At 46.6% G+C, this 24,754-nt stretch carries 23 protein-coding genes, 1 tRNA gene and 1 riboswitch; of the genes, 6 read left to right on the top strand and 18 right to left on the bottom strand.

Going from position 1 to position 24,754, the window contains the following annotated elements:
• Positions 1-36: 36 nt before the first annotated feature.
• Entirely contained in the window at positions 37-1,587 is a 1,551-nt protein-coding gene (gene rmuC, locus OH458_RS18835) for a DNA recombination protein RmuC (protein ID WP_269979453.1), read from the bottom strand.
• A gap of 166 nt (positions 1,588-1,753) precedes the next feature.
• Between rmuC and OH458_RS18830 the strand changes: the two genes are divergently transcribed.
• Positions 1,754-2,671 (top strand): DMT family transporter, encoded by a 918-nt coding sequence (locus OH458_RS18830; RefSeq protein WP_269979452.1) that lies wholly within the window; start codon positions 1,754-1,756, stop codon positions 2,669-2,671.
• On the opposite strand, the gene OH458_RS18825 is transcribed toward OH458_RS18830, so the two are convergent.
• The 4 genes from OH458_RS18825 to ftnA form a co-directional block, all read right to left on the bottom strand.
• The gene (locus OH458_RS18825; RefSeq protein WP_269979451.1) at positions 2,672-3,496 is read right to left on the bottom strand and encodes an HDOD domain-containing protein; all 825 of its coding nucleotides are present in this window, start codon (positions 3,494-3,496) and stop codon (positions 2,672-2,674) included.
• An 85-nt stretch (positions 3,497-3,581) separates the two neighbouring features.
• Positions 3,582-4,775, bottom strand: coding sequence for an NAD(P)/FAD-dependent oxidoreductase (locus tag OH458_RS18820; RefSeq protein WP_269979450.1), 1,194 nt, complete (start codon positions 4,773-4,775; stop codon positions 3,582-3,584).
• A 111-nt stretch (positions 4,776-4,886) separates the two neighbouring features.
• A complete protein-coding gene (gene uspB, locus OH458_RS18815) occupies positions 4,887-5,210 on the bottom strand; it encodes a universal stress protein UspB (RefSeq protein WP_005474468.1) in 324 nt (107 codons plus the stop codon).
• A 71-nt stretch (positions 5,211-5,281) separates the two neighbouring features.
• A complete protein-coding gene (gene ftnA, locus OH458_RS18810) occupies positions 5,282-5,809 on the bottom strand; it encodes a non-heme ferritin (RefSeq protein ID WP_005474447.1) in 528 nt (175 codons plus the stop codon).
• A gap of 154 nt (positions 5,810-5,963) precedes the next feature.
• On the opposite strand from ftnA, the gene uspA reads away from it, so the two are divergent.
• Both uspA and OH458_RS18800 read left to right on the top strand, forming a co-directional pair.
• Entirely contained in the window at positions 5,964-6,389 is a 426-nt protein-coding gene (gene uspA, locus OH458_RS18805; RefSeq protein ID WP_005474439.1) for a universal stress protein UspA, read from the top strand.
• Positions 6,390-6,445: 56 nt separating this feature from the next.
• A complete protein-coding gene (locus OH458_RS18800) occupies positions 6,446-7,324 on the top strand; it encodes a carboxylate/amino acid/amine transporter (protein ID WP_005474381.1) in 879 nt (292 codons plus the stop codon).
• A 38-nt stretch (positions 7,325-7,362) separates the two neighbouring features.
• Here the strand turns inward: OH458_RS18800 and OH458_RS18795 are convergent, their stop codons facing one another.
• The 3 genes from OH458_RS18795 to OH458_RS18785 all read right to left on the bottom strand — a co-directional run bounded on the left by OH458_RS18795 (position 7,363) and on the right by OH458_RS18785 (position 11,991).
• Entirely contained in the window at positions 7,363-7,917 is a 555-nt protein-coding gene (locus OH458_RS18795) for a hypothetical protein (protein ID WP_269979449.1), read from the bottom strand.
• A gap of 100 nt (positions 7,918-8,017) precedes the next feature.
• Positions 8,018-8,797, bottom strand: coding sequence for a class I SAM-dependent methyltransferase (locus OH458_RS18790; RefSeq protein ID WP_269979448.1), 780 nt, complete (start codon positions 8,795-8,797; stop codon positions 8,018-8,020).
• A 50-nt stretch (positions 8,798-8,847) separates the two neighbouring features.
• Positions 8,848-11,991, bottom strand: coding sequence for an EAL domain-containing protein (locus OH458_RS18785; protein ID WP_269979447.1), 3,144 nt, complete (start codon positions 11,989-11,991; stop codon positions 8,848-8,850).
• 92 nt (positions 11,992-12,083) lie between these two features.
• Here OH458_RS18785 and asnC point away from each other — a divergent pair, with 92 nt between their 5' ends.
• Complete coding sequence (gene asnC / locus OH458_RS18780; RefSeq protein ID WP_038139831.1) at positions 12,084-12,548, top strand: transcriptional regulator AsnC; 465 nt, start codon at positions 12,084-12,086, stop codon at positions 12,546-12,548.
• Between the two features lie 31 nt (positions 12,549-12,579).
• Here asnC and tsrA read toward each other — a convergent pair whose 3' ends face one another.
• Both tsrA and OH458_RS18770 read right to left on the bottom strand, forming a co-directional pair.
• Complete coding sequence (gene tsrA / locus OH458_RS18775; RefSeq protein WP_005474424.1) at positions 12,580-12,864, bottom strand: H-NS-like global regulator TsrA; 285 nt, start codon at positions 12,862-12,864, stop codon at positions 12,580-12,582.
• 82 nt (positions 12,865-12,946) lie between these two features.
• Positions 12,947-14,143 carry a multidrug effflux MFS transporter gene (locus tag OH458_RS18770; protein WP_269979446.1) on the bottom strand — a complete coding sequence of 399 codons (1,197 nt, stop codon included), beginning with the start codon at positions 14,141-14,143 and terminating at the stop codon, positions 12,947-12,949.
• A 106-nt stretch (positions 14,144-14,249) separates the two neighbouring features.
• On the opposite strand from OH458_RS18770, the gene OH458_RS18765 reads away from it, so the two are divergent.
• Both OH458_RS18765 and OH458_RS18760 read left to right on the top strand, forming a co-directional pair.
• Complete coding sequence (locus tag OH458_RS18765; RefSeq protein WP_269979445.1) at positions 14,250-15,191, top strand: LysR family transcriptional regulator; 942 nt, start codon at positions 14,250-14,252, stop codon at positions 15,189-15,191.
• Between the two features lie 86 nt (positions 15,192-15,277).
• Positions 15,278-17,068: an aminopeptidase P family protein gene (locus tag OH458_RS18760; protein ID WP_269979444.1), complete on the top strand. Its 1,791-nt coding sequence runs from the start codon at positions 15,278-15,280 to the stop codon at positions 17,066-17,068.
• 114 nt (positions 17,069-17,182) lie between these two features.
• On the opposite strand, the gene thiH is transcribed toward OH458_RS18760, so the two are convergent.
• The 8 genes from thiH to OH458_RS18720 form a co-directional block, all read right to left on the bottom strand.
• Positions 17,183-18,295, bottom strand: a complete 1,113-nt coding sequence (gene thiH, locus OH458_RS18755; RefSeq protein WP_005447249.1) for a 2-iminoacetate synthase ThiH — start codon at positions 18,293-18,295, stop codon at positions 17,183-17,185.
• A 34-nt stretch (positions 18,296-18,329) separates the two neighbouring features.
• The gene (locus tag OH458_RS18750; RefSeq protein ID WP_009703039.1) at positions 18,330-19,097 is read right to left on the bottom strand and encodes a thiazole synthase; all 768 of its coding nucleotides are present in this window, start codon (positions 19,095-19,097) and stop codon (positions 18,330-18,332) included.
• Positions 19,098-19,102: 5 nt separating this feature from the next.
• Positions 19,103-19,357, bottom strand: coding sequence for a sulfur carrier protein ThiS (gene thiS, locus OH458_RS18745; RefSeq protein WP_269979443.1), 255 nt, complete (start codon positions 19,355-19,357; stop codon positions 19,103-19,105).
• A 38-nt stretch (positions 19,358-19,395) separates the two neighbouring features.
• Positions 19,396-20,169 carry a HesA/MoeB/ThiF family protein gene (locus OH458_RS18740; RefSeq protein ID WP_269979442.1) on the bottom strand — a complete coding sequence of 258 codons (774 nt, stop codon included), beginning with the start codon at positions 20,167-20,169 and terminating at the stop codon, positions 19,396-19,398.
• Positions 20,156-21,571 carry a thiamine phosphate synthase gene (locus tag OH458_RS18735; protein WP_269979441.1) on the bottom strand — a complete coding sequence of 472 codons (1,416 nt, stop codon included), beginning with the start codon at positions 21,569-21,571 and terminating at the stop codon, positions 20,156-20,158. Before OH458_RS18735 ends, OH458_RS18740 begins: the two co-directional genes overlap by 14 nt.
• Entirely contained in the window at positions 21,571-23,511 is a 1,941-nt protein-coding gene (gene thiC / locus OH458_RS18730; RefSeq protein WP_269979440.1) for a phosphomethylpyrimidine synthase ThiC, read from the bottom strand. Before thiC ends, OH458_RS18735 begins: the two co-directional genes overlap by 1 nt.
• A 125-nt stretch (positions 23,512-23,636) precedes the next feature.
• Positions 23,637-23,735: riboswitch (TPP riboswitch) on the bottom strand.
• Between the two features lie 68 nt (positions 23,736-23,803).
• Positions 23,804-24,187 (bottom strand): fluoride efflux transporter CrcB, encoded by a 384-nt coding sequence (gene crcB / locus OH458_RS18725; protein ID WP_269979439.1) that lies wholly within the window; start codon positions 24,185-24,187, stop codon positions 23,804-23,806.
• A 435-nt stretch (positions 24,188-24,622) separates the two neighbouring features.
• A tRNA-Trp gene (locus OH458_RS18720) sits at positions 24,623-24,699 on the bottom strand.
• Positions 24,700-24,754 lie beyond the last annotated feature (55 nt).

The raw sequence follows: 24,754 nt of genomic DNA, 5'->3' as shown, positions 1-24,754 counted from the left end.
GCTGATTATTAATTACGACCTGAGCACTGCGGGCGATTAGTTTACTTTATCCTCATCCGGATGTCTTTGTACGATAGAATCATTTTCATTCAATGCACGATTTTCTGTGAGCCCTTCATATTGAGCCATTTGAGTGAGCGCGCTAGAGATCGGTTTTTTGACCTCCACCCCTAACTGTTTGAAGCTCTCCGCTTGGCGAATGACGTTTCCGCGCCCGCTAGCCAATTTGTTCATCGCACCTTGGTAGTTCTGGTTGGCTCGATCAAGCGCGCCGCCCAAGCTCTCCATATCATCAACAAACAATCGCAGTTTGTCGTACAGTTTGCTGGCACGCTCAGCAATCACTTGCGCGTTTTGATTTTGTCGCTCATTGCGCCACAAGTTATCAATGGTTCGAAGCGCCACCAGCAAAGTGGTCGGGCTGACCAAAATAATGTTGTGCTCCATTGCCTCTTTAACCAAGCTTGGATCCGCTTGAATGGCGATTTGAAAAGCGGGCTCTACGGGGATAAACATCAGCACGTAGTCGAGACTCTGAATGCCTTTCAACTGGTGATAATCCTTGTTCGATAATCCCTTGATATGCGCTCTCAATGCAAGTAAGTGGTCACTTAGGGCTTTGTCTCGCTGAGCATCGGTTTCTGCATTAAAGTAGCGCTCGTAAGCCACGAGCGCCATTTTAGAGTCGACAACCACCTGCTTATCTTGTGGTAAGTGAACAATCACATCCGGCTGGTAACGTTTACCCGCTTCATTTTGCAAGCTAACCTGAGTTTGATATTCATGCCCTTCTCGCAAGCCTGATTCGGCAAGCACACGCGCCAGCACGACCTCTCCCCAGTTGCCTTGCTGTTTGTTGTCCCCTTTCAGAGCCTGAGTGAGATTCACAGCCTCTCGGGTCATTTGTTCGTTCAAACGTTGCAGGTTTTTCAGCTCATGAACCAGGGTATGACGCTCTTTGGCTTCGACCGTAAAGCTGTCGTTGACTTGGCGTTTAAAGCCTTCCAACTGCTCTTTCAATGGTGAGAGCAAGCCTTCTAAACTTTGGCGATTTTGTTGGTCGACTTTGGCGGTTTTTTCTTCAAACAGTTGGTTGGCAAGGTGTTCAAACTGTTGCTTCAGGCGTACTTCGGCTTGCTCGAGTAATTGCAGTTTCTCTTGATTGGCTTTGTTTTCTTGTTCATGTCGGGCTTGTTGTTCGCGAAGCTGAGCATCAAGTTGTGACTTCTGCTCTCTTGCGATGTTTAGGTCGTCAGCGTATTGCTGACGTTCTTGTTTCACAGCGTCAAAGTAACGCAGCTTTTCCATCACCGCCATCAACTTACCGTGTGCTTGTTTCAGCTCATAAGCGGCTTTGTCTCTTTCGCTGTCTAGTTCGTCCAACTCTTGCTGGCATTGTTCGAGCTCTCGCTGCAATTGTTGGATCTGGCTGTTGGCAAGTTGTTGATTGGATTCTAGTTGCTGCTCAGTGAGTTGTTGCTGAAACTGCATTTTTTGTTTTACCCACCAACCGACAACAAAACCACCGACAACGGCGCTGGTGATGGATGACATCAATAAAGTTTGATTCTCTAGAATCCATTGCATAGTAAAGGCTTAACTCGTGTTTATCGTCTTCACTCAATGGTATTTTAGCACTGGATAAATGTCCAGTTTGTCGGCCAGTTATCGAACAGCTAGACTAGGCGCTTCATACCCTCAGCCATACCAACAACCAGCGCAATATCACCGCTGGTTTGATGAAAGGAACATCATGAACGAGCGCCGCGCTTTAGGATTAGGTTTATCCGCTGTACTACTCTGGTCAACGGTAGCGACTGCTTTTAAGCTCACGTTAGCCGAATTCACCCCGATTCAGATGTTAACCGTGGCGAGTATTGTCTCGGCACTGGCGTTGATGATTATCTGCGCGGCCACCGGTAAGCTAAAGCAATTACCCAGCACGTTTCTATCTAATCCTTGGTACTACCTGCTACTTGGTGTCATCAACCCGCTGGCTTACTACATCATATTGTTCAAAGCCTACGATCTTCTGCCTGCCTCACAAGCGCAAGCCATCAACTACAGCTGGGCGATCACCTTAACCTTGATGGCTGCGGTTTTTTTAGGGCAAAAGATTCGCAAACAGGATTGGGTCGCTTGTACGTTCAGTTATCTGGGCGTGATCGTTATCGCGACCAAAGGGGATGTGCTAGGTCTTAATTTTGACAGCCCATTAGGTGTTGGACTGGCGTTGCTATCCACCCTGCTTTGGGCTGGTTATTGGATCTTAAACGCAAAGAACAAAGCCGATCCGGTTGTTGGTGTGTTACTTGGCTTTTTGGTCGCCATTCCTTTCGCTATTGGCTTAACCCTTTACGAAGGCGCAAGTTTTAGTCACATTACCAACAAAGGTTGGCTCGCGGTTACGTACGTCGGCTTGTTTGAAATGGGGGTGACGTTTGTCCTTTGGCTAAGTGCTCTAAAGGCCACGCAAAATACGGCGCGTATCAGTAACCTCATTTTTGCATCGCCCTTCATTTCGTTAATGCTGTTGGCTTCCATTATTGGTGAGGAGATTCACCCAGCAACGCTACTTGGATTAGTGCTGATTATCACAGGCTTGGTGATCCAGCAGATCAAAATCGGCAAAAAAGATCGCGCTCAAACTGACCACTCTAACGCACAATAGCTAGAAAAGTTGATACGCCAGTTCACTGCCCTGACCGCGAACGGCATCAATACTCGACGCAAGCGTTGGAGAGACATGCAGTGCTATCGCAGCTTTACTCGTTGTCAGGTAGTGCTGCTTCTCTTGCTCATCAAGCATGTTGTCCCAACGTTGGTGAATGTCTCGCGCTAAGTAGAGTAAACATGCCAAACGTTTCGACTCTACCGCCTTCGCAGGGTGGTTCACATTCGCGATGGCATCCACCAGCTCATTGGGGAATTGCCAGCTTTCTGCAAGCACGGCACCCAGTTGCTGCGCGTCCGTACCTAATACTTCACGTTGAACCTGCGCGGCGTTTTCCCCATTCCACACTCTTTGCTGGATATCGACAGCTTTTTCCGGCTCCAAAGCATGAATCATCAGCTCGCCAATGTTGTGCAATATCCCTGTGGTAAACGCTTCGTTCGGGTCCAATTTGATGTCTTTGGCGATGGTGCTGGCAATTGTCGCGATTTCAAACGTACCAGCCCAATAGTCTTTGATATTGAGGGTTTCGAGCTTAGGAAAGGTTGTCGCGAGAATCGAGGAAGAGATGAGGTTACGAATGGCGCCAATCCCAATTCGAACAATGGCGTCATTAATGTTGGCGATGCCTTTCACGCCGCCAAACTGTGCGGAGTTCGCCATCCTCAACACACGAGCCAACAACACCTGATCCATCGACATTTTGCGCGCTAACTCGCCAAAGTCGATCGTCTCTCGATTGACCATTTCGAGTAACTCTTGCAGGACGCTTTCAATTCTGGGTAGTTCGTTAATACGGGAAATTAACGCTTCTTGACTCATAGGATTCACTCCTTTGACCACACTGCTATCTCACTAACTAAGTGTAGTACTAAAGAGTGAATTCTCAGTAATTATTCGTGTGACTTTACACCCACTGGCCAGCTACGAAGCCTGAACTCCAACACCACTGGAAGTTATAGCCTCCCAACCAACCAGTTACGTCCATCACCTCACCGATAAAGTACAGCCCTTTAACTTGCTTACACTCCATGGTCTTTGAAGAGATATGATCGGTATTCACACCACCTAACGTCACCTCGGCGGTGCGGTAACCTTCAGTACCATTCGGCACAATCTGCCAATGCTGTAAGGTTTGGCTGATCGCTTTAAGCTGATTCACGCCAAACTGCTTGAGTGGCTTATCTTCTAGTACTTTACGTTCTATCAGTACCTCAACCAGTCGCTTCGGCAAGACTTTAGCCAACGTATTCTTCAAACTTTGATTCGGATGTTTTTCCAAGTTTTGACTGAGTAAGTCATCCATATCAACGTCAGGCACCAGGTTGATGGTCACCGTCTCACCCGGCTTCCAGTATGAAGATATCTGCAAAACGGAAGGACCTGATAAACCACGGTGAGTAAACAACAGAGCCTCTTTAAAGACGGTGTTGTTTTCTGCTGTCAATTCGACCGGAATCGCGATGCCGGACAGTTCAGCAAAGTCTTCTTTGTCTTCTTTGTGCAAGGTAAACGGTACCAAGCCGGCCGTTGTTGGGACGATCGACAATCCAAACTGCTCGGCAATCTTATAGCCAAATGGGGTCGCACCTAGCTTGGGCATCGATAAACCACCCGTAGCGACAACCAGTGACTGACACTCTATCACGCTGGTGTTGGCGTGCAGCTCAAAGCCTGACTCTGTCTGTTCGATATGGTGAATATCTTGCTGGTAGCGCTGCTCTACCGATGGTAACTGACACTCCGCAAGCAGCATCTTCACGATGTCTTTTGAGTTGTAATCGCCCACGCAAAATAGCTGACCATGATCGCGCTCTTCAAACTCGATGCCGTGTTTATAAATCATCGAGATAAAGTCCCAGTTGGTGTATTGAGCCAACGCGGATTTTACGAAGTGTGGGTTTTGACAAAGGTAGTGTTTAGCCGTGACATCGTAGTTAGTGAAATTACAACGACCGCCACCCGCAATTAGGATTTTGCGACCGGGCTTTTTGGCGTGGTCGAGCAGCAGCACACTGCGCCCTCGTTTACCTGCTTCTGCAGCGCACATTAAACCGGCTGCACCCGCACCAATAATGACCACATCAAACTTTTCCGCCATGATACCCACTCAATCAAAGACCAATAAAAAAGGATGTGCACGATGCACATCCTTAGCAATTTAGGTCCGCTATTCTAGCGGTATTCGTGTTGCTTGCCAAATCATCAACGCTTAGAGAATGAACGCCGCAAGTAACGTAACACCTAGCAGGGAAGTCGACAAAATAAACAGCTCTCTGACCCGCTCACATTTACCCGTGAATACCTCATCATGATGATGATGATACTCTTTACTTTTTAGGTAGTGATAGAGGCGCACTTGCTTGGTGACATTACCATGCGTGGTGAAGAAACCGTTGCCATCAACTTGCTGATATAACAGCGGATGGGCTTCACGCATGATGTAAATAAGAGAACGGAGCGCAGTAAGGTATCTGGCTAAATTGACGAGAGTCACCAACATTAGCGTGAATAGAATTGTGTCTGCATTGATCATCTTTTCCTCCCTACATCTTCTCAGAATGCCCAGAAGAAAAAGACGACCTTTACAACGTCTTTCGCTGAAAGTTATTCAGCAGAGGCATCCATGATAGAAGATGAGCCTTCTTTAGCTAGAGCGGCTAGATCTTTGTCGATAAAGAATAGCGCTTTACCATCTTCACCAACGAGTTCTAGCTTATCTAAAATCCCTTTAAATAACTTCTCTTCCTCGTGCTGCTCAGCAACGTACCACTGTAAGAAGTTGAAAGTTGAGTAGTCTTGAGACGTAAATGCCACGTGAGCGAGCTTGTTAATCTTCTGAGTGATCATTTGCTCATGCTCGAACGTTTCACGAAATACTTCGCCAAGGCTTGAGAACTCATGCTTAGGCGCATCAATCGCACCTAAGATTGGCATCGCGCCTGTCTCACTTACATACGTAAATAGACGTTGCATGTGCTCCATCTCTTCTACGGCATGTGCGCGTAAAAATTCAGCCGCGCCTTCAAAACCTTTGTCTTCGCACCAAGCACTCATTTGTAAGTATAGATTGGATGAGAAAAATTCGAGATTAATTTGCTCATTCAATTGTTCAACCATTGCTTGTGAAAGCATCTGCTTCTCCTACTAAGTCTATGAACTGTAAATGACTATAACATGTTTGTTACTTTAACACTTTGACGTATGAATGTGGATCTGAGATCACTACAACAAAATTTATTGGTTGGGGGTGCTAATCTTTAAACAGACACCTAAAGGAGATAGCACTATGAGTTATCAACATATTTTGGTTGCCGTCGACCTCTCTGAAGACAGCAAACTTTTGATTGAAAAAGCCGTTTCTCTTGCCAAACCACTTGAAGCTGCCGTGTCGTTTGTGCATATCGATGTCAACTACGCTGAGCTCTACACTGGGCTGATTGATATCAACCTAGCCGAAACCCAGCATCAAGCAGTACAAGCGTCTCAAGCACAACTTCAAGAGTTTGCCGATCACGCCAATTACCCCATCAAACATACGCTAGTGGGCAGTGGTGATTTGGGTAATGAACTGTGTGAAACCATTCAAGAGTTCAATATTGATCTGGTGGTTTGTGGTCATCACCAAGATTTTTGGAGTAAGTTGCTTTCCTCTACCCGACAATTAATCAATTGCTCTCCTGTCGATATGTTGGTCGTGCCACTTAAAGACTGATCGAGAGGAAAATTTCCGCTAGACTGCAGAGCATTTATTGATAATGAGTATTAGTTATGGGTTATCTCTCTGCCGTCACCCTTTTATGGGCTTTTTCGTTTAGCTTGATCGGCGTTTACCTCGCCGGTCAAGTTGACTCTTGGTTCTCGGTCTTTATCCGTGTCGCACTCGCCAGCCTAGTGTTCTTACCTTTCCTACGTTTTAAAGGTATCGACCGTGGGCTGATTGCGAAACTGATGACCGTTGGTGGTTTTCAGCTTGGCTTGATGTACTGCTTCTACTACCAATCTTTCTTACTGCTTTCCGTTCCAGAAGTCCTTTTGTTTACCGTCTTCACACCAATCTATGTCACCTTGATTTATGATCTTTTAAAAGGACGATTTTCACCATGGTATTTAGTGACTGCGATAATTGCCGTGGCGGGCGCAGCTTTCATTAAGTTTGCTGGAATCAATGAAAACTTCGTGCTGGGCTTCTTAGTGGTTCAAGGGGCGAACCTGTGCTTCGCCATTGGCCAAGTGGGCTACAAATACATTATGGAGAAAAGCCCTGTTGACCTGCCACAACATACGGTGTTTGGCTATTTCTACCTTGGTGCGCTCTGCGTCGCAACGATCGCCTTTGCCTTGATGGGCAACCTAGATAAGCTTCCAACCACTCAAACACAGTGGGGAATCTTGATCTACTTGGGCTTGATCGCGTCAGGCTTGGGGTACTTTGCGTGGAACAAAGGCGCCACCATGGTTAACGCAGGGGCACTAGCAGTCATGAACAATGCCCTGGTTCCTGCAGGCTTAATCGTGAATATTCTGATCTGGAATCGAGATGTCGACCTAGTTCGACTCACCATTGGCGGCGCGATCATCATGTTATCGTTGTGGGTCAACGAAACCTGGGTCAAAAGAAAGGTTGAACAAAGCTATCAATCGGCATAAACAAAAACGCTCTCCTAATCGAGAGCGTTTTTTTATTGTTAATGCACCGCAGCGTCGATCTGTGCTGCAACAAGTTCTGGAATAATCAAAGGTGTTTGGCGCTCAACTTGAGCTTCAAGTTTATGCTGCTTCTTAAGCAATTTGCGTTGCTTCTTCGCCAGCTTGAGGAGCTTCTTCTGCTGCTTATACTGTTTTTTAAGCGCCTTCTTCGCCTCTTTAATTGATGTGTTACTCGAGATATCGACCACCGGTTCTGTGGTCAGTGACGGCTTGTGAGTCGCCTTTGTTGAAGCTTTTTGCTTAACTTTGTCAATCACACGTCTAACGGCCTGTGCTTTCTTGGCATCAACGACATCTGCGCGATCTTTTGTTGGCAACGCTTCAGCAAGCAAGCCACAAGCTCTTTGTTGCTCTATCGGCTTATCTTGGCACTTTTGAGGAGGAATCGCAGCAGGCTTACACAGCGAGCTTTGTGAAGAAGACGAACGCGCACACGAGCGGCAGACAAACTTAGGTTCAATCACCAAACGATGGATGTCCCCTAGGTTTTCAGCGATCTGCTTGCGATTCATCTTACAAAGACGTTTAGCCATGCTACTACTCCAGCTAAGAATACGAATAATTCTTAGTAAGATATACCTACATGACGGTTAATTAGCAAGCACTAAATGAAGATTTAATCGGCTTTGGGCACTAAGTCATTGATGCTTTGACATAAACATCAAAACGATTTTTTTTCGTTTCAATCGCCATCGCTGGGCGCTGTTCATCAAGCCAGTTTGCGTAGTCAGGTCGCTTCACCACCACTCGCTTCGTTGCCAGTTCAAGTGCAGGTGCTAACAGACCATCCGCATCCAAGTCTGCGCCGACTAAAGACTGAAATACTCGCATCTCTTTCTTCACTAACGCACTTTTCTTTTTGTTTTCAGGGTGAGGGTACATTGGATCCAAGTAGACGACATCGGGTCTAACAAAGGACTCGTCATTCACAAGGTCTTGCAACGCAGTGTGGCTAGAGGCATGGAGCAAAGACATCCGCTCACTCACCCAGGTACCGATTTCTGGATCTTGCTGAGCACGAGTCAGTCCATCATCAAGCAAAGCAGCAACCACAGGGTGACGCTCAACCATTTGTACCTTGCACCCTAGCGAAGCCAATACAAAAGCATCGCGCCCAAGCCCCGCCGTGCCGTCCAATACATGCGGAGTCGCCCCTTTGTTGAGCCCTGCCGCCTTCGCAATAGCTTGCCCCTTGCCGCCACCGAATTTGCGTCGATGACCTACCGCACCGCCAATCAAGTCAACGTAAATGGCACCTAGCTTAGGCTCGTCGACTTTACGCAGCTCAAGGCGCTCAGCTGTAAGCACTAAAGCAAACTGGCTTTGCGGGTTGTGCTCTAATCCCCAACGCTGAGCGATGCGCTCAAGCTGTTCATTCTGGTCTGGAGATTGACAAATAAGTTGTAACTGCACATTAGGCTCCGATTCAAGGGGCAATAAAACTGGCGCAAGTGTAATGGATTTTAAGATTGGGGACTAACCCTATTCTCATCGATCAACTCCTCCACCAGCGTCGGTAGGGGTTTAGGTTTACCGATAATGTAACCCTGCGCGTAATCCACGCCAAGCTCCATCAATTGGTCAATGATGCGCGTGTTCTCGACAAACTCAGCCACGGTTCGCTTACCCATTTGTTTTGCCAAATCATTGATTGAACGCACCATCAAGTGGTCCATCTCATTGACATCGATATCGCGAACAAAGATGCCGTCTATTTTCACAATATCGACAGGCAGTTTTTTCAGGTAACCAAACGAGGAGAGTCCTGAGCCAAAGTCATCCAAAGCGATCAAACACCCTAATGCCTTTAACTGGCTGAAGAATTCAATGGCTTGCTTCATGTTGCTCATGGCCGCCGTTTCGGTAATTTCTAAGCAGACCTTATTACACGGCACCGCGCTCTCTTGGAGCTTATTGAGCAAAAACTGGATGAACTCTCGATTGCCCATTGAATGACCAGACAGGTTTATCGCAACCTGACTGAGATTTTCCAATGCAGCAGGGTTCGCGCTAAACCAATCCAAGGTTTGGCTTACTACTTCTCGGTCGATCAAATGCGCAATGTTGTAGCGCTCAGATGCAGGCATAAAGATACCCGGCGAGATGTAATCGCCATTCACATCACGAATCCTAACCAAGATTTCAAAGTGCATGCCTTTGTCATCGTTGTCTAAGGCAATAATGCGCTGGGCGAACAGCTCAATGCGTTGGTTAGCAAGAGCATCATGTACTAAGTTCACGCTCTCCATTTCTTGCTCACGGCGACGCAGCTCTTGATCATCCAGGCAGTATAAGCTGTAGCGATTACGCCCTTCCTCTTTCGCGACATGACACGCGGTATCCGCTTGTGCATGGACCATTTGCGGTGAAGAGGCAGTATGGTCAATCAATCGAATACCGATAGAACAGTTGAGGCTTAATCGGATGTCTTGCCAGACGAAAGGTTGCTCACCCAGATTATCGATGATCATTTTCGCCAGTTTCTTCGCGTCTAACTCAGTACAATCTTTGAGAAGAATCGCGAACTCATCGCCCCCCATCCGCGCTAACACGGTGTTGTAAGGTAAGACTTCTTCCAGCGTTCGCGCACAGAATTTGATCGCTTCGTCCCCTGCTTCATGACCTGCGGTGTCGTTTAATACCTTAAGCTGGTCAAGATCGAGATACAGCATTGCGTGAGTGCGCGTATAGCTTTCCACTTCTTTAAGTGCTTTGGTGAGCTCTTTTTCGAAAAAGTTGCGACTAAATGTGCCGGTTAAAAGGTCATGTCTGGCTTGATACGCCAATTGATCGGACAGTTTGCGCGTCTCGGTGATGTCCTCTCCGACAATGAGTAAATGCCCCGACTCGACCAAAGGACGGATATTTTCGCGAATCCACAACACTTGTCCGTCAGCATGGCGATACTCAATCTCACGTCGCCAGACCCCTTTCATAACCTGCTTAGGTTGCAGCAGTACCTGACGCGGAATAAGCGCATCCTCATGCAGATAAAACTCTCTCAAGCGATGACCTAAAATTTGGTCTGGCGTGTAACCAAGCAACTGTTCAGCAAATTGGTTCACTTGTTGGATACGGTTTTGGTCATCGAGCGTCACCATCATCACCGGCTGTTGGTCGTAATAGTGACTCAAGTTCGCCTCACGTTGATACAAGCGCTCTTCGGTAATTTTCCGAGTGGTGATGTCTTTGGCTTCAAGTAAGTAGCGCGCGGACTCTACGCCTGACGGGATCGGTTTGAGAGAGACTTCAAGAACTAACGCGCCCAACTCTTCATGCCAGATTTCTGCCTCAAATTGGGTTACCGTCTCGGCTTGCTTATCATCTAAGAAGCGTTTGAACTGGGCAACAGCGTCTTCTTGCCAGTAACGATGTTGCCAAATGGGCAAGTCTTGGCTGAAATCCTGACTGTAAAGCAACTCTTGCAACTTACGATTGCTCGATGTCACGCCCCCCTTTGAATCGAGCACACCAATAAAGTGGTAACTTTGGTCAAACACCATTTCAGTCAGCATTTGGCTTTCCGTCGCCAACTGTTCACTGCGCTTTAATCGGCTCAGGTAGTACACCAACACCAAAATGATGATAAGCAACACTGAAACCAGAGTGGCTGCTAGATTAAGTTCACTTTGGTAGCGATCGGCAAACGATTGAGGTTTATTGAAAAACATCGACGCCGCCACGTCTTCTGCCCCGAGTCCCCATTTCTTTACAGCAACGTAATCTAACTTGATCTCTGGCGTACCAACTCGAACCTTAGGCAATTCTCCGCGCTCAATAATTTCTCTGAGCATTTCCCCTGTTTGCAACCCATGGACCAAACCGCTTTGTATGACACCGCCGACCGCACCATAACCTAGCCCGAGATCATGAACCATATAAACGGGTGCAGCTGAACGTAGATTCAGTTCTTTCCAAAGTTGCTTGTCAGAAATCACGTGGCCATTTTTGTCACGGTAGTAGACCCAAAACAATGCGGCACTCTTTGCGTTTAGATCGCTAAGCGTATCGAGTAATTGATCGTAACTTTCTGGGACCAGCTGAGTAATTTTGTTGCGGTAATTAGGGTAAGTATCAATGAACTTTCCCACTTGTTGTCTCACCGCCTCTCCTGTTATGGAATGATCGCTAATCACATAAATCGACTCGACATTAGGTTGCAGACGCTCAATTAGCGAAATGTTGCTGTAGAGGTCAATGTCTTCAATCAGCCCCGTTGCGGTTAAATTACTATGCAGACGAGGGTCATAGTTGTTAATTCCGCCAAAGACTACTGGCGTACTACCCAGCTGTTCCCCCAAACGATTCATAAGGTTGAGCGCATTGTTATCGCTTACCACAACCGCTTGAAACTGTTCTTGGCCAAATTTGGTGATATACAGATCAAGCAGTAAGTCGAGGTACTCTTCGCTTTGGTTACGTTTGGTATCGAGGTAGACGACTCGGGTGGAAATCCCTGAATCTTTTAGAGCATTCTCCAGACCTTCTTGAAAACTGTCGGTCCAGAAAAATCCTTGATGGTATGAGTGAACGACCAGTACGTCAGTGTCTTTCGCATAAATCGAAGAAGATAGAAATACCGCTAGAAGAATCAGACTAAAGCGCACTAAAATAGCTCTCAGATGGGAAATAACTCTTTTAATAGTATCACTCTTGTTGATATTTTGAACTAAGAGCCCGACCTTATTGGGAGAGAAATGTGCACGCACACAATGTAAAACTCGACGACCTCGATCGCGCGATTTTAAAGACACTCATGGAAGACGCGCGAACGCCTTATGCCGAAATGGCCAAACAGTTTAATGTTAGCCCCGCCACTGTTCATGTACGAATAGAGAAAATGAAGTCAGCTGACATCATTCAAGGTACAGAAGTCATTGTCGACACCAAAAAGCTTGGCTACGACGTTTGCTGCTTTATCGGCATTAACTTGAATGCCGCGCGAGACTACCACTCGGCACTCGAAAAACTCAATGCACTAGAAGAAGTCGTGGAAGCCTACTACACCACTGGAGCTTACAATATCTTTGTAAAGTTGATGTGTCGTTCTATTGAAGAGCTGCAATACGTGCTCATCGACAAGCTCCAAGCCATTGATGAAGTGCAATCAACAGAGACGCTGATTTCACTGCAAAACCCCATCAACCGAAATGTGAATCCATAAAAAATGGCCCCTACGTTTAGGGGCCATTTTTTTAACGGGATTCTAAATACTGTTTAAGCTCTTCCGCTGAAATACCTTGCTCTGCTATCGACTTAGCAAGCAGTTCCACTTGCTCATCTTTGCGCGACTCGATTACTTGCTGGAACTGATAAACAATATCACGAAGCATATGCAGTGGAACTTGTTTCGCCGCACTTCGAATGCGCTCTCCACTCTGATTACCTAGCTCGTTGAGTAATTTACCAAACATGATTTTTTCTGGAGAATCTTCTAGTTGCTCCAAAACACGAGCCATTTCGTAGGTTGTCATCGACATCGTCGTTTTAAGTCCACAGTATTAGTTAGCAAAGGAGCTCAAATATACAACGTTTTGGTAACGCATCAAAGCAAATCACAACTTATTGCGCAGCAGCCACGTGCCAGTGTTTGCCACTCTTGCTCATCAAGATGAGTAAGCCCGGCAGCAAGATAAGCATCTGAATGGCTATCATAAGTTGTGGTTCCAAGCCCAACCTTTGAACGGTGCCCACCACCAAACCAGATCCGCTCATCTGGAATAAACCAAGCAGAGCGGCAGCCGTGCCCGCTTTATCACCAAATGGTGCAAGCGCTTTGCCAGCCGCTGCGCCAAGAATCCAAGCAAAGCCGATTGAAGACATAAAGATGGGTAACATAAACGCAAACGCGGTTGCTTGCTCAGCTAGAACCAACATAACGATGCCTGCGATGGCAAGCGTCACGATACCGACTACCAACGTTTTATGAGTACCAAACTTCTCCATAAATTTTGGTGCCGTCATACACGCAACAATATTAATAGCCGCATTAATCCCAAACCATAGGGTGAACTCATTCATACTCAACCCTAGGTTCTCCATCAGTACTACAGGCGCCGAAGTCACGTACGCCAAGATGACCGCCATGGCGCACATGCACAATGAAGCGTGAAAGATAAACGAAGGCGTTTTCAACACCGCCCAATAGCGACTCGGTTTAAACACCGCTTCTGCGCTTGGTGCTGGGTTGGTCTCTTTAAGCTTAATGATCATGGCAACCAAGGCTATCAATGCAAAGCCCGCCATAAAGCTAAAGTTTGAGCGCCAACCAAACTGTTGCGTTAACCAACTGCCCAATATTGGCGCCAGTGCCGGAATAAAACAGATTGCACCATTGAGATAACTGATCATCTTGCCGCTTTTTTCCGGTCCAAACATATCGCGAACTGTTGCAAAGGCTGCTACCGATGTCGCACACGCACCTAAGCCTTGTAGCAATCGAGCCGTTAGCATCCACTCAATGTTTTGAGCGCTCCACGCCAATAAAGCACTCATTGCGTAAATACTAATGCCTACCAATGCAACAGTTCGACGTCCATATTTGTCCGCGAGTGGTCCAGCAAACAGTTGGCCTACACCCATCGCAAACAAAAACCAAGTGATTGTGTCTTGAGCAAGTGCATGTTCCACGTGAAACGATGACGATATTAGTGGCAAAGCCGGAAGATAAATATCAATCGCCAGTGGGCTAAACAACACCAACAGCGTTAAGAGAGTAAGCTGTATTTTTGAGTGCTGCAGTTGGTTACTTGAATGCACTTTAATCTCCACAAGAACTAATGTAATTGGTGGGATTCTAAGCTACGATAAGATATGAATTCCAATGACAAATAATCATTGGTGATATTCCTAAGGAGAATTTCTTGTGAGTTTGGAGAAGCTAGTTCGACTCGACCTTAATCTTCTAATCTGCCTAAAAGTGTTGATTGAGGAGCTCAATGTCACGCGAGCAGCGCACAGGCTTTGCCTCAGCCAATCCGCGGTCAGTAAAAGCCTAGCTAAACTACGAACCCAGTTCGATGATCCCTTGTTTGTGCGCAATGCTCATGGGCTAACACCAACACCAAAAGCACTTTTCTTAAAACCGAAGTTGGAATCACTCATTCACCAACTTGAACAAATCACTCAACCGGAAGAGTTCGCCCCCGAGACAAGTTCTTATCGCTTCCAAATTGCTGCTGTGGAAAGTGTCTACCCATTGATACTTCCTCATTTCTTACCTGCGATCTTTAGCCAAGCACCTGGCGTTACTATCAGCACACACGCTTGGTCCGATACCACATTCAAAATGCTCCAGCGAGGTGAACTCGATCTTGGCATTACTGGCAAAGACATCGACATCAATGACGCCAAACTGACCATGTACCCACCAAATGATATTTGCGAAGCAGAAATCTATCGTGATAGCCAAATGTGCCTGATGCGCAACGATCACCCAGTCTTGCAGCAACCATGGAATCTGGATAGCTATCTCGCACACCGACATGTCCAAGTAAGATGTGATGGCAATGAGCGTTGGTTACTCGACTATAGGTTGGCAGACATAGGTAAAGAGCGTGATATCGCGATTATGGTGCCTGATTTCAACAGTGCCGCAAGCCTTTGTTCTTACACAGACTTCATATTCACCGCGCCCAGCCACTTCGTTAAACTCGCCTCCGAGCAACTCAACCTGACGGTGCGCCCGTTGCCCATAGAATTTCCACCCATGGCCTATACGCTTTTTTGGCACAGAGATAGAGAAAACGACCTTGCATTGACGTGGTTGCGACAGATCATCAAAGAAAAGACCGAATCTCTTAGATAATTTGCAGCCTTTTGGTAAAAGGAGTAGCTTATTGCCATCGTCCCGAGATGTGAAATGGACGCCTAAGAAATTTGAAGGAATAACCCATGCTCAGCACTACTGAACAGCGTGTGTCAGCTATTCGCCAATGGCTAGCACAACATAATATTGATGCCCTACTTGTCCCTCATGAAGACGAGTACTTGGGCGAATACGTACCAGCACACAACGAGCGTTTACACTGGCTAACTGGTTTTACCGGTTCTGCTGGTGCTGCGGTAATCACCAAAGACAAAGCCGCTATCTTTGTTGATGGTCGCTACACGGTACAAGTCACTAAGCAGGTTCCTGCTGATCTATTCGAATACCGTCACCTGATTGAAGAGCCTGCACTAGACTGGATTAAAGACCATCTTGCAAATGGCGCATCTGTGGCAATCGACCCTCGCATGCACAACTCTGCTTGGCTAGACATGGCACAAGCAAAACTTGCAGGTCCACTTGAGCTTAAGATTCTCGACAGCAATCCAATTGATGAGCTGTGGCACGACCGCCCAGCTCCTGTGGTTTCTGATGTTCGCCTAATGGCAACAGAAGCGGTTGGTCAATCAAGTGAAAGCAAGCGCCAAGAAATCGCAGAGCTAGTGAAAAAAGCCGGCGCAGACAGCGCATTGATCACAGCACTTGATTCTATCTGTTGGTTGCTCAACGTTCGTGGTCTAGATGTATCACGTCTGCCCGTTCTGCTTTCTCACGCGATTCTGCATTCAGATTCAAGCGTGGAATACTTCCTAGATCCAGCTCGCCTACCTGCTGACTTTGACGCTCACGTTGGTGCTGGCGTAAAAGTTCATCCCCCAGAAGCATTACAAGCACGACTAGAAACTCTAACTGGCAAGAATGTACTGGTTGACCCTGCGACAAGTAACGCATGGTTTAAGTTGGTTCTACAAAATGCTGGTGCATCAGTGGTAAGTAAAGCTGACCCATGCCTAATGCCAAAAGCGGCGAAGAACGCAGTTGAAATCGCAGGCATGAAAGCATGTCATATCCGTGATGGCGTGGCGATGAGCAAGTTTCTATCTTGGTTAGATGCTGAAGTCGTTGCGGGTAACCTGCATGATGAAGCGACGCTGGCAGACAAACTGGAAGCGTTCCGTAGCGAAGACCCAACACTAATGGATTTAAGCTTTGATACCATATCCGCCGCCGGTAGCAACGCCGCCATGTGTCACTACAACCACGAAAACCAACCTGAACCTGGCAAGCTAGAACTGAACACGCTTTACCTAGTGGATTCAGGCGGTCAATACCTAGATGGCACAACAGACATCACGCGTACAATTGCGATCGGTCAGCCTTCACAAGAGATGATTAAACAATTCACTCTCGCACTAAAAGGTCACATCGGTGTTGCTCGTGCACGTTTCCCGAAAGGCACTCGTGGTTACCAAATCGATACACTAGCTCGTCAGCACCTGTGGGCGGAAGGCTACGATTACGACCACGGTACTGGTCACGGTGTTGGTCACTTCCTAAGTGTTCATGAAGGTCCGGCGAGCATTTCGAAGAAGCAAATCGACGTGCCTCTAACAGAAGGTATGGTGCTATCTAACGAGCCAGGCTACTACCGTGCAGATGCGTTTGGTATCCGTATTGAAAACCTAGAGCTTGTTGTTGAAACCCCAACTAACGGTGACTTCCCTGTTCTGTCATTTGAGTCGCTAACACGCTGCCCAATCGACAAACGCAATATCAACGTTGATATGCTAACTCGTCCAGAACTTGCTTGGCTCAATGACTACCATCAGAAAGTATGGGATGAGATCAGCCCGCTAGTTGAAGGTGATGTGAAAGATTGGCTTCGTCACGCAACGCTACCAGTAGCACACAGCTAGAAGCTAGAAGCTAGAAGCTAGAAAAAGTAGAGGGTTGATGTTTTGCATCAACCCTCTTTTCTTTGCCTATGTTTCACGTGAAACATAACGATGACCAGTGGCTTTCTTTGCTACTTAACCAGAATACGCCGAGTGCCAATCTCGCCATACTGGGTCAAAGCCTTTGGCTCGAATCATATCTTCCACAGAACCCGCACTTCGCTCATCACTGATCTCAAACTGCTCGAGTTCAACATCATCCATCGCATACCCACCCGGCTGAGTTTTCGAAGCAGCAGACATACTGGTGATGCCTAACGGCAATGCGTTGTCTCTGAACTTCGGTGACTCACGAGTCGATAATGACAACTCCACTTCTGGATTCAACAAGCGATAAGCGCAAATCAACTGCACAAGCTGTTTATCCGTCATGACTGATTTTGGTTGGAGCGCGCCCTCACAAGGACGTAAACGTGGGAAAGAAATTGAGTAACGAGTCTGCCAATACGTGCGCTCAAGATAGTCCAAGTGCGCTGCCACATAAAAGCAGTCGGTACGCCACTCTTCCAACCCTATCAATGCGCCAATACCAATCTTATCAATGCCTGCCTTTGCAAGACGATCGGGTGTATCCAATCGGTATTCGAAATCCATCTTATTGCCACGCAAATGGTGCTCGGCGTAAGTCGAAGGATGATACGTTTCTTGATAGACCATCACCGCATCCAGGCCCAATGTCTTGAGCTCAGCGTATTCGTCTTGATCTAGCGGCTGCACTTCCATCGCCAAATAGTTAAAACGTTGTTTAATCATCGGCACCATTTCGCGGAAGTATTTCATGCCCACTTTGGTTTCGTGTTCGCCAGTCACCAGCAATACGCTATCGAACTTCATGCGTTTAATGGCTTCAACTTCTGCAGCCACCTCGTCCCTATTCAAGGTACGACGCTTGATTCTGTTCTCCATGGAGAAGCCACAATAAGTACAAGCATTGGCACACAAGTTAGAAAGGTACAATGGAATATAAAGCGACATGGTATTACCAAAACGCTTGCGAGTTGCCGAGTATGACAGCTGCGCCATTTGCTCTAAGTATGCTTCAGCCGCTGGTGAAATTAGCGCTTTAAAGTCTTCCAAATCACGCTTGGGTTTATTCAATGCCCGCTCGACATCTTGTGCCGTTTTCGCGTAGATCGACATCGAAATGTCATCCCAATTAAGCTGCTTAAATTGTTCAACGAAGCTCATGTTTTCCTCGCTTAATAGCTAAACCAATCTAGGACTAAAGCTCATCTAGGAATGACGTCAGTGGACTCGACGCAACCGCATGAGAAACCTTACCAGCAAGTCCGGCTTCATAAGCCATACGCCCCGACTCTACCGCCAACTTAAATGCCCTCGCCATCGCAACGGGATCGCTCGAAGCTGCAATCGCGGTATTAACGAGAACGGCATCCGCGCCCATTTCCATCGCACGCGCGGCATGTGAAGGAGCACCGATACCCGCATCGACAACCACAGGAACATTAGCTTGGTCGATAATGATCTCTAGGAAATCGTGAGAAACTATCCCTTTGTTGGAACCGATCGGTGCACCTAATGGCATGACCGCAGCACAGCCCACTTCCTCCAATCGTTTACATAGAACCGGGTCAGCATGACAATAAGGAAGCACAATGAAGCCTTCACGAACCAGTTGTTCAGCGGCCGCAAGCGTCTCAATTGGATCGGGCATCAAGTACTTCGGGTCTGGGTGAATTTCCAGTTTTAGCCAGTTTGTACCTAACGCTTCTCTTGCCAATTGTGCTGCAAACACAGCATCTTTAGCATTCTTTGCACCCGAGGTGTTCGGCAATAAGTTCACGCCCGCTTGTACTAGCGGTAGCAAAATATCGTCTTGTTGGTCGTTCACATCCACACGCTTCAACGCCATAGTTGCAAGTTGAGAACCCGACACTTGAATCGCTTCTGCCATTAATCGGCTGTTGGCAAACTTCCCTGTTCCCGTGAACAGTCTTGATTCGAATTGTTTATCACCAATTTTAAGCATCGACTTTAACCCCCTGCGATCGCTTGAAACAAAGAGATGCTATCTCCCTGTGAAAGAACTGTGCTAGCCCACTCACTGCGCGGCACAACATTGTTGTTAATGGCAAAAACACAGCCCATTTCGGGCAGCGCAAATTGACTAATGATTTGCTGTAGATTCGACTCACCGGCAACTTGATGTGGCTGGTCATTGATGACAATGGTGATCACATCTAAGTCAGCAGCGATCATTTGTGTTGTTTGTTGTTCTGATAACGTCATTGCTTCCAACTCTCTTAATTCTGCCCACTACTCGTAAGCTAAATCCGAGCACACACTTGGCACTGTTTGTCTTTGCTTATCGCCATGGTTTGCCATTGCAGTTTCAACCCATCAAACAGATGCAACTTGGCAGTCTCGACATGAAACTTTCCCGTCGCCAGTTTTTGAATTGCCGCTATCGCTTGGTAGTTACCAAGTGTGCCCACCACCGGACCGACGACACCGCTCTCACTGCATTTTTGACTTTGTGGTAGTTCGTCGAACGGATACAAACAGCGGTAACAGGCTTTACTCTGCGCTTCTTGTTCACTTGGTATTTGGTAATCAAAGACAGCGAATTGTCCTTGCCAACCAATTGCCGCCGCTGAGATAAGTGGCGTATTTTGATCGAAACAAACTTGGTTGATGAGCTGGCGCGTTGGCATGTTATCGGTGCAGTCGAGCACCACATCCGCTAGCATCACCTCAAGCTGTAACTGTGCTTTGTCTAATCGCTTATTGAGAGCTCGAATTTGAACCATAGAATTAAGTTCAGTGAGTTGCTTTACAGTCGCTTTTGTTTTCGCAACTTGGAGGTCTTGTTCACGATAAATGATCTGACGCTGTAGGTTACTGCTATCAACTTCATCGTCATCGACCACAACCAATTTACCAACACCCGCTGATGCCAAGTACAAACTCGCTGCGCTCCCTAACCCACCACAACCGATGATCAGCACATGCGATTTGCTCAAACGCTCTTGCCCAATTTCGGCAATTTCAGGCAGAGCGAGTTGGCGCTTATAGCGAAGGAACTGCTTATCCGTGAGCATGCTCGCCTCTCTTGGTATCCGCCAATTCATTATTCTGAACAGTTAACGTTAGCTGTCTTTCCTTCATCAGTTGTGCGAAGAACTCGATGACGGACTGAGGTGATTCTGCCAAGGTAATAGCACGCACTACTGCCAAGCTAGAGACGCCCGTTTGCCAAACTTGGTCAGCATTAGATTGGTCAATGCCACCAATTGCGGCCGTCGGAAAGCCAAGCACATAGTCACTACCTGTTTTGTCTTTTGCAGGACGGAAAGCCAGATCTTTGTTTCCATAAGGAATGCTATCAATCAGCTTTTGATACAGTGCTAAGCGCACCAAACCTTGTGGTTTCGATGGCATCTGTTTTGTGGTGGTTGGGAAAATATGCCCTAGCGCGATGTAACTAGGATGAATTTGTACGATGCGCAGTAGCTCATAATAACCATGAGTAGAAAGACCAAGACGAATACCGGCTTTAGTTAGCTGAGCCAAATTCGATTCTTCTATGTCTTCTTGTCCTAGGTGAACGCCATAAGCGCCATGCTTGATTGCCAACTGCCAATAGTCATTGATGAACACTTGTGCTTGATACTGACGACCTAGCTCAATTGCTCGAATGATCTGTCGTTCTAAATCGGCTTGTTGTGGGTTCTTGATTCGCAGTTGAATAGTGTTGATGCCTAGTGGCAATAGACGTTCAATCCAAGCAACATCATCAACGACTGGATAGAGCCCTAAACTTTGCTTAGTCAGAGTTGGAAAGCTAACGCTCTCGCCTTGTGCAGACCAACCAACTTGAATACCTAGTCGGTTATCTTCCAGTACAGGTGTGGGGAAATCATCAAATTGGTCAGCCCACTGAGTAGATCTTCCCTCGTCAAGATTGTCATTCAACAGTGTTTCACGTGAAACATTCGCTTGTTGAGTTAACATTCCTCGAGCAAGTGTTAACGCATCTTCGATAGGAAAATCGAGTACTGTCAGCGTTACTATCCAAGCAAGGTGATATTTGGGAGCGAACATTGCGTTGAATTTGGACTTAACGGAAAGCGCTCTCACTTCGTTGTTAATTGGGTGACGCCAGATATCAAGCTGAAGCACTTTCTCCTTTTCATCGGATACTTGCGTATCAGCAATGCCAATATAAATCGCTTTCGACGGTTGCTTAGCACACGCTTCTACCGATAAAGCAGAGCGGTAATAGAGCACAAATGAACTCTCATGCTCAGAGTCATAACCATCAATAAGATCTGTCGTTATACGTTTGGTCTGTTGGTCGCGAACAAGCTGAATAGATTGAGTTGGGCTCACACCCAACTCAATGTCTTCGATGCTAAAACCCTGTTCTTTCGCCAACAACAAACATTGCTGAACTAAACCAGTCAGTTCAATCAATGATGACGGAATAAGGATTTTGCTCATTAGTCACTTACCTCGGCATGTGCTGCTGGGTGGTATAGCTCAGAACCTGACTCTCTAAATTCTTGCGATTTCTGACGCATCCCCTCAAGAGGATCATCCAGCATTTTGATCGAGATAGCTTGGTCCGCAGCGACTTGCTCAGTGTCTTTCGCATACTCTCGTACCTCTTGCGAGATTTTCATCGAGCAAAACTTTGGTCCACACATCGAACAGAAGTGAGCAACTTTTCCAGACTCTTGAGGCAAGGTTTCATCATGGAAAGCGCGCGCGGTATCTGGGTCGAGCGACAAGTTAAATTGGTCTTCCCAGCGGAACTCGAAGCGAGCTTTAGAAAGCGCGTTATCACGAACTTGTGCACCAGGGTGTCCCTTCGCTAAATCAGCGGCGTGCGCAGCAAGCTTGTAAGTGATCATGCCTACCTTCACGTCTTCTTTGTTTGGTAAGCCAAGATGCTCTTTAGGAGTTACGTAGCAAAGCATTGCACAGCCATACCAACCAATCATGGCAGCGCCGATGCCTGAAGTAATGTGGTCGTAACCAGGAGCGACGTCTGTCGTCAATGGACCAAGGGTATAAAAAGGAGCCTCATGACAGTGCTCTAACTGCTCTTCCATGTTCTCTTTGATCATATGCATTGGAACATGACCAGGGCCTTCAATAATCACCTGTACGTCGTATTCCCACGCAACCTTGGTCAATTCGCCAAGAGTACGAAGCTCTGCAAATTGCGCTTCGTCGTTAGCATCGGCAACCGAGCCAGGACGCAGACCATCACCCAGAGAAAGAGCCACATCATACTTAGCACAGATTTCACAGATCTCCCGGAAGTGGGTATATAAGAAGCTTTCTTGGTGATGCGCTAAACACCATTTCGCGATGATAGAACCACCACGAGAAACGATGCCAGTAACGCGTTTTGCTGTCATTGGCACATAGCGAAGTAGTAAACCGGCATGAATAGTAAAGTAGTCAACGCCCTGCTCTGCTTGCTCAATCAGAGTATCGCGCATCACTTCCCAGTTAAGGTTTTCCGCAACACCATTCACTTTCTCAAGCGCTTGGTACATAGGTACGGTACCGATCGGAACCGGACTGTTACGTAGAATCCACTCACGAGTTTCGTGAATATTACGTCCAGTAGAGAGATCCATAACGGTATCTCCACCCCAGCGCGTCGCCCACACGAGCTTCTCGACTTCCTCCTCAATCGAAGACGTCACCGATGAGTTACCGATGTTGGCGTTCACTTTAACCAAAAAGTTACGGCCAATGATCATTGGTTCGGATTCTGGGTGGTTGATATTAGAAGGGATAATTGCGCGACCTTCGGCGACTTCTTTACGCACAAACTCGGCGGTAATGTCCTTTGGTAGGTTCGCCCCAAAGCTTTGACCTGGATGCTGCTGATTCAGCACTTCATCACGGTATTGAGCTCGCCCCATATTTTCACGCAAAGCGATATATTCCATTTCTGGAGTGATAATACCTTTGCGAGCATAGTGCAATTGAGTCACGAACTGCCCATCTTTGGCACGTCGAATACGTGGTAGATTACCGTAACGAAGGTCGTCTAGCGTTTCATCTTCTAGGCGCTCTTTGGTGTATACCGAGCTTACTTCATCAAGTAGTTCAGTATCGGCACGCTCTTCAATCCACCCTTCTCTCAGCTTAGGTAAGCCATTGTAGAGGTCTATGGTGTGTTCTGGATCTGTGTATACACCCGAAGTATCGTAAACGCGTACTGGTTCATTAGGCTCGAAAATAGGCGCTTCTTTTGTACCTCCAATAAGGCTATCAGCGAGTGATATTTCGCGCATTGGCACACGAATATCAGGACGTGAACCTTCTACGTAGACTTTACTTGAATTTGGGTACGGTTGTACCGAGAGTGTATCAATGAACTGTTTTGCTTCCAGTCTCGCTTGCTTGCGACTCGACATAGCATTTTTCCTTGCTTTGTAATTAGTTTGGATAAAAATGCTTGGCGGAAAGATGCGACAAGAGGTTTCAAGACACCATGAAATATGTTGCTTGAATATAGATAGATCACTGATGGGAAAATATAGTGATCTCTTCTCCTGTTCCCTTCGCAGATTCTAATCTGATCAGGTTCAACGGATCCCGAACTAACGGTCTCAGCCTTATGGCACTCCGACAAGTGAAAACAGTATATAAAATCGGCTTGGTTAAACCAAGCCGACCTGTATAAAAATAACGAGAAGAGCCGTATTGCTAACTCTTAATAAGTAGCTGGAATCCTATCCACGCTGCAGAGATACTCAGAACAACATTAAGCAGCACATTAAGTCCCATCTTAAAAAAAGCACCTTGCTGCATCAAAAGGACATTATCCATAGAGAATGTTGAAAACGTTGTTAATGCACCAAGGAAACCAAGGCCAATGATTTGACGCCAAGGCTCAGTTGCAATCAGCTCATTTTCGAAAGCTGCAATGAGAAAGCCCATAATGAAAGAGCCAACCACATTAACCGTTAGCGTACCGTAAGGAAAACCTCGCCCCAGCAATACGACACACAGCTCAGAAATTAGGTAACGAGAACACGCACCAAATGCACCACCTAGTGCAATAAACCCAAGAATAGACAGTTGTCCCATGACACCCCCATATTTAACTGCTCACTATTGTAGCTTTTACTCGCTATTTATCGATCAGAAAATGGCTAACTTATCTCAATCAAAGTTTGAAATCTCAAAAGTTACATGTGTCACTTTTTGTTAGCATACCAATAGTACACACATACAACTTTATCGTATTAGCCTAAGGATGGAGGGAAAACTTCAATGAGTTTCCTCAGTGCAAAGATGAGCTATTTGTGGACAGAGCTTAGTCTTTGAAATGTACGAGCAAGTATAGTTACTCTGTTAATTTGATTAGCTCACACAAATAACCGCTCCGTAGCTTTGAATATGGGTGAAACAGAAGAGACTGACAAAATGAAGGCTTAATCAGGCTAGCGACTCAAGATAAATAACATTGCTTAAAATGCAAAAAGTAAAAAGGCTCCAGTCTTTCGACTAGAGCCTTAAATATGGCAGGGGTGGAGAGATTCGAACTCCCAACACGCGGATTTGGAATCCGCTGCTCTGCCAATTGGAGCTACACCCCTGTAGAATCTTTTCAAATTGTAGATTCGAAAAAACCTCGCATTAAGCGAGGTTTCG

It is taken from the genome of Vibrio sp. MarTm2, assembly GCF_027587055.1.
GTDB classification, from domain to species: domain Bacteria; phylum Pseudomonadota; class Gammaproteobacteria; order Enterobacterales; family Vibrionaceae; genus Vibrio; species Vibrio sinaloensis_D.
This window is presented reverse-complemented; position numbering and strand designations above follow the sequence as displayed.

What these genes read in the sequence shown, in the direction of transcription:
- rmuC (WP_269979453.1), bottom strand. Translation starts at nt 1,587, where the DNA reads ATGCAATGGATTCTAGAGAATCAAACTTTATTGATGTCATCCATCACC.
- OH458_RS18830 (WP_269979452.1), top strand. Translation starts at nt 1,754, where the DNA reads ATGAACGAGCGCCGCGCTTTAGGATTAGGTTTATCCGCTGTACTACTC.
- OH458_RS18825 (WP_269979451.1), bottom strand. Translation starts at nt 3,496, where the DNA reads ATGAGTCAAGAAGCGTTAATTTCCCGTATTAACGAACTACCCAGAATT.
- OH458_RS18820 (WP_269979450.1), bottom strand. Translation starts at nt 4,775, where the DNA reads ATGGCGGAAAAGTTTGATGTGGTCATTATTGGTGCGGGTGCAGCCGGT.
- uspB (WP_005474468.1), bottom strand. Translation starts at nt 5,210, where the DNA reads ATGATCAATGCAGACACAATTCTATTCACGCTAATGTTGGTGACTCTC.
- ftnA (WP_005474447.1), bottom strand. Translation starts at nt 5,809, where the DNA reads ATGCTTTCACAAGCAATGGTTGAACAATTGAATGAGCAAATTAATCTC.
- uspA (WP_005474439.1), top strand. Translation starts at nt 5,964, where the DNA reads ATGAGTTATCAACATATTTTGGTTGCCGTCGACCTCTCTGAAGACAGC.
- OH458_RS18800 (WP_005474381.1), top strand. Translation starts at nt 6,446, where the DNA reads ATGGGTTATCTCTCTGCCGTCACCCTTTTATGGGCTTTTTCGTTTAGC.
- OH458_RS18795 (WP_269979449.1), bottom strand. Translation starts at nt 7,917, where the DNA reads ATGGCTAAACGTCTTTGTAAGATGAATCGCAAGCAGATCGCTGAAAAC.
- tsrA (WP_005474424.1), bottom strand. Translation starts at nt 12,864, where the DNA reads ATGTCGATGACAACCTACGAAATGGCTCGTGTTTTGGAGCAACTAGAA.
- OH458_RS18760 (WP_269979444.1), top strand. Translation starts at nt 15,278, where the DNA reads ATGCTCAGCACTACTGAACAGCGTGTGTCAGCTATTCGCCAATGGCTA.
- thiH (WP_005447249.1), bottom strand. Translation starts at nt 18,295, where the DNA reads ATGAGCTTCGTTGAACAATTTAAGCAGCTTAATTGGGATGACATTTCG.
- OH458_RS18750 (WP_009703039.1), bottom strand. Translation starts at nt 19,097, where the DNA reads ATGCTTAAAATTGGTGATAAACAATTCGAATCAAGACTGTTCACGGGA.
- thiS (WP_269979443.1), bottom strand. Translation starts at nt 19,357, where the DNA reads ATGACGTTATCAGAACAACAAACAACACAAATGATCGCTGCTGACTTA.
- OH458_RS18740 (WP_269979442.1), bottom strand. Translation starts at nt 20,169, where the DNA reads ATGCTCACGGATAAGCAGTTCCTTCGCTATAAGCGCCAACTCGCTCTG.
- OH458_RS18735 (WP_269979441.1), bottom strand. Translation starts at nt 21,571, where the DNA reads ATGAGCAAAATCCTTATTCCGTCATCATTGATTGAACTGACTGGTTTA.
- thiC (WP_269979440.1), bottom strand. Translation starts at nt 23,511, where the DNA reads ATGTCGAGTCGCAAGCAAGCGAGACTGGAAGCAAAACAGTTCATTGAT.
- crcB (WP_269979439.1), bottom strand. Translation starts at nt 24,187, where the DNA reads ATGGGACAACTGTCTATTCTTGGGTTTATTGCACTAGGTGGTGCATTT.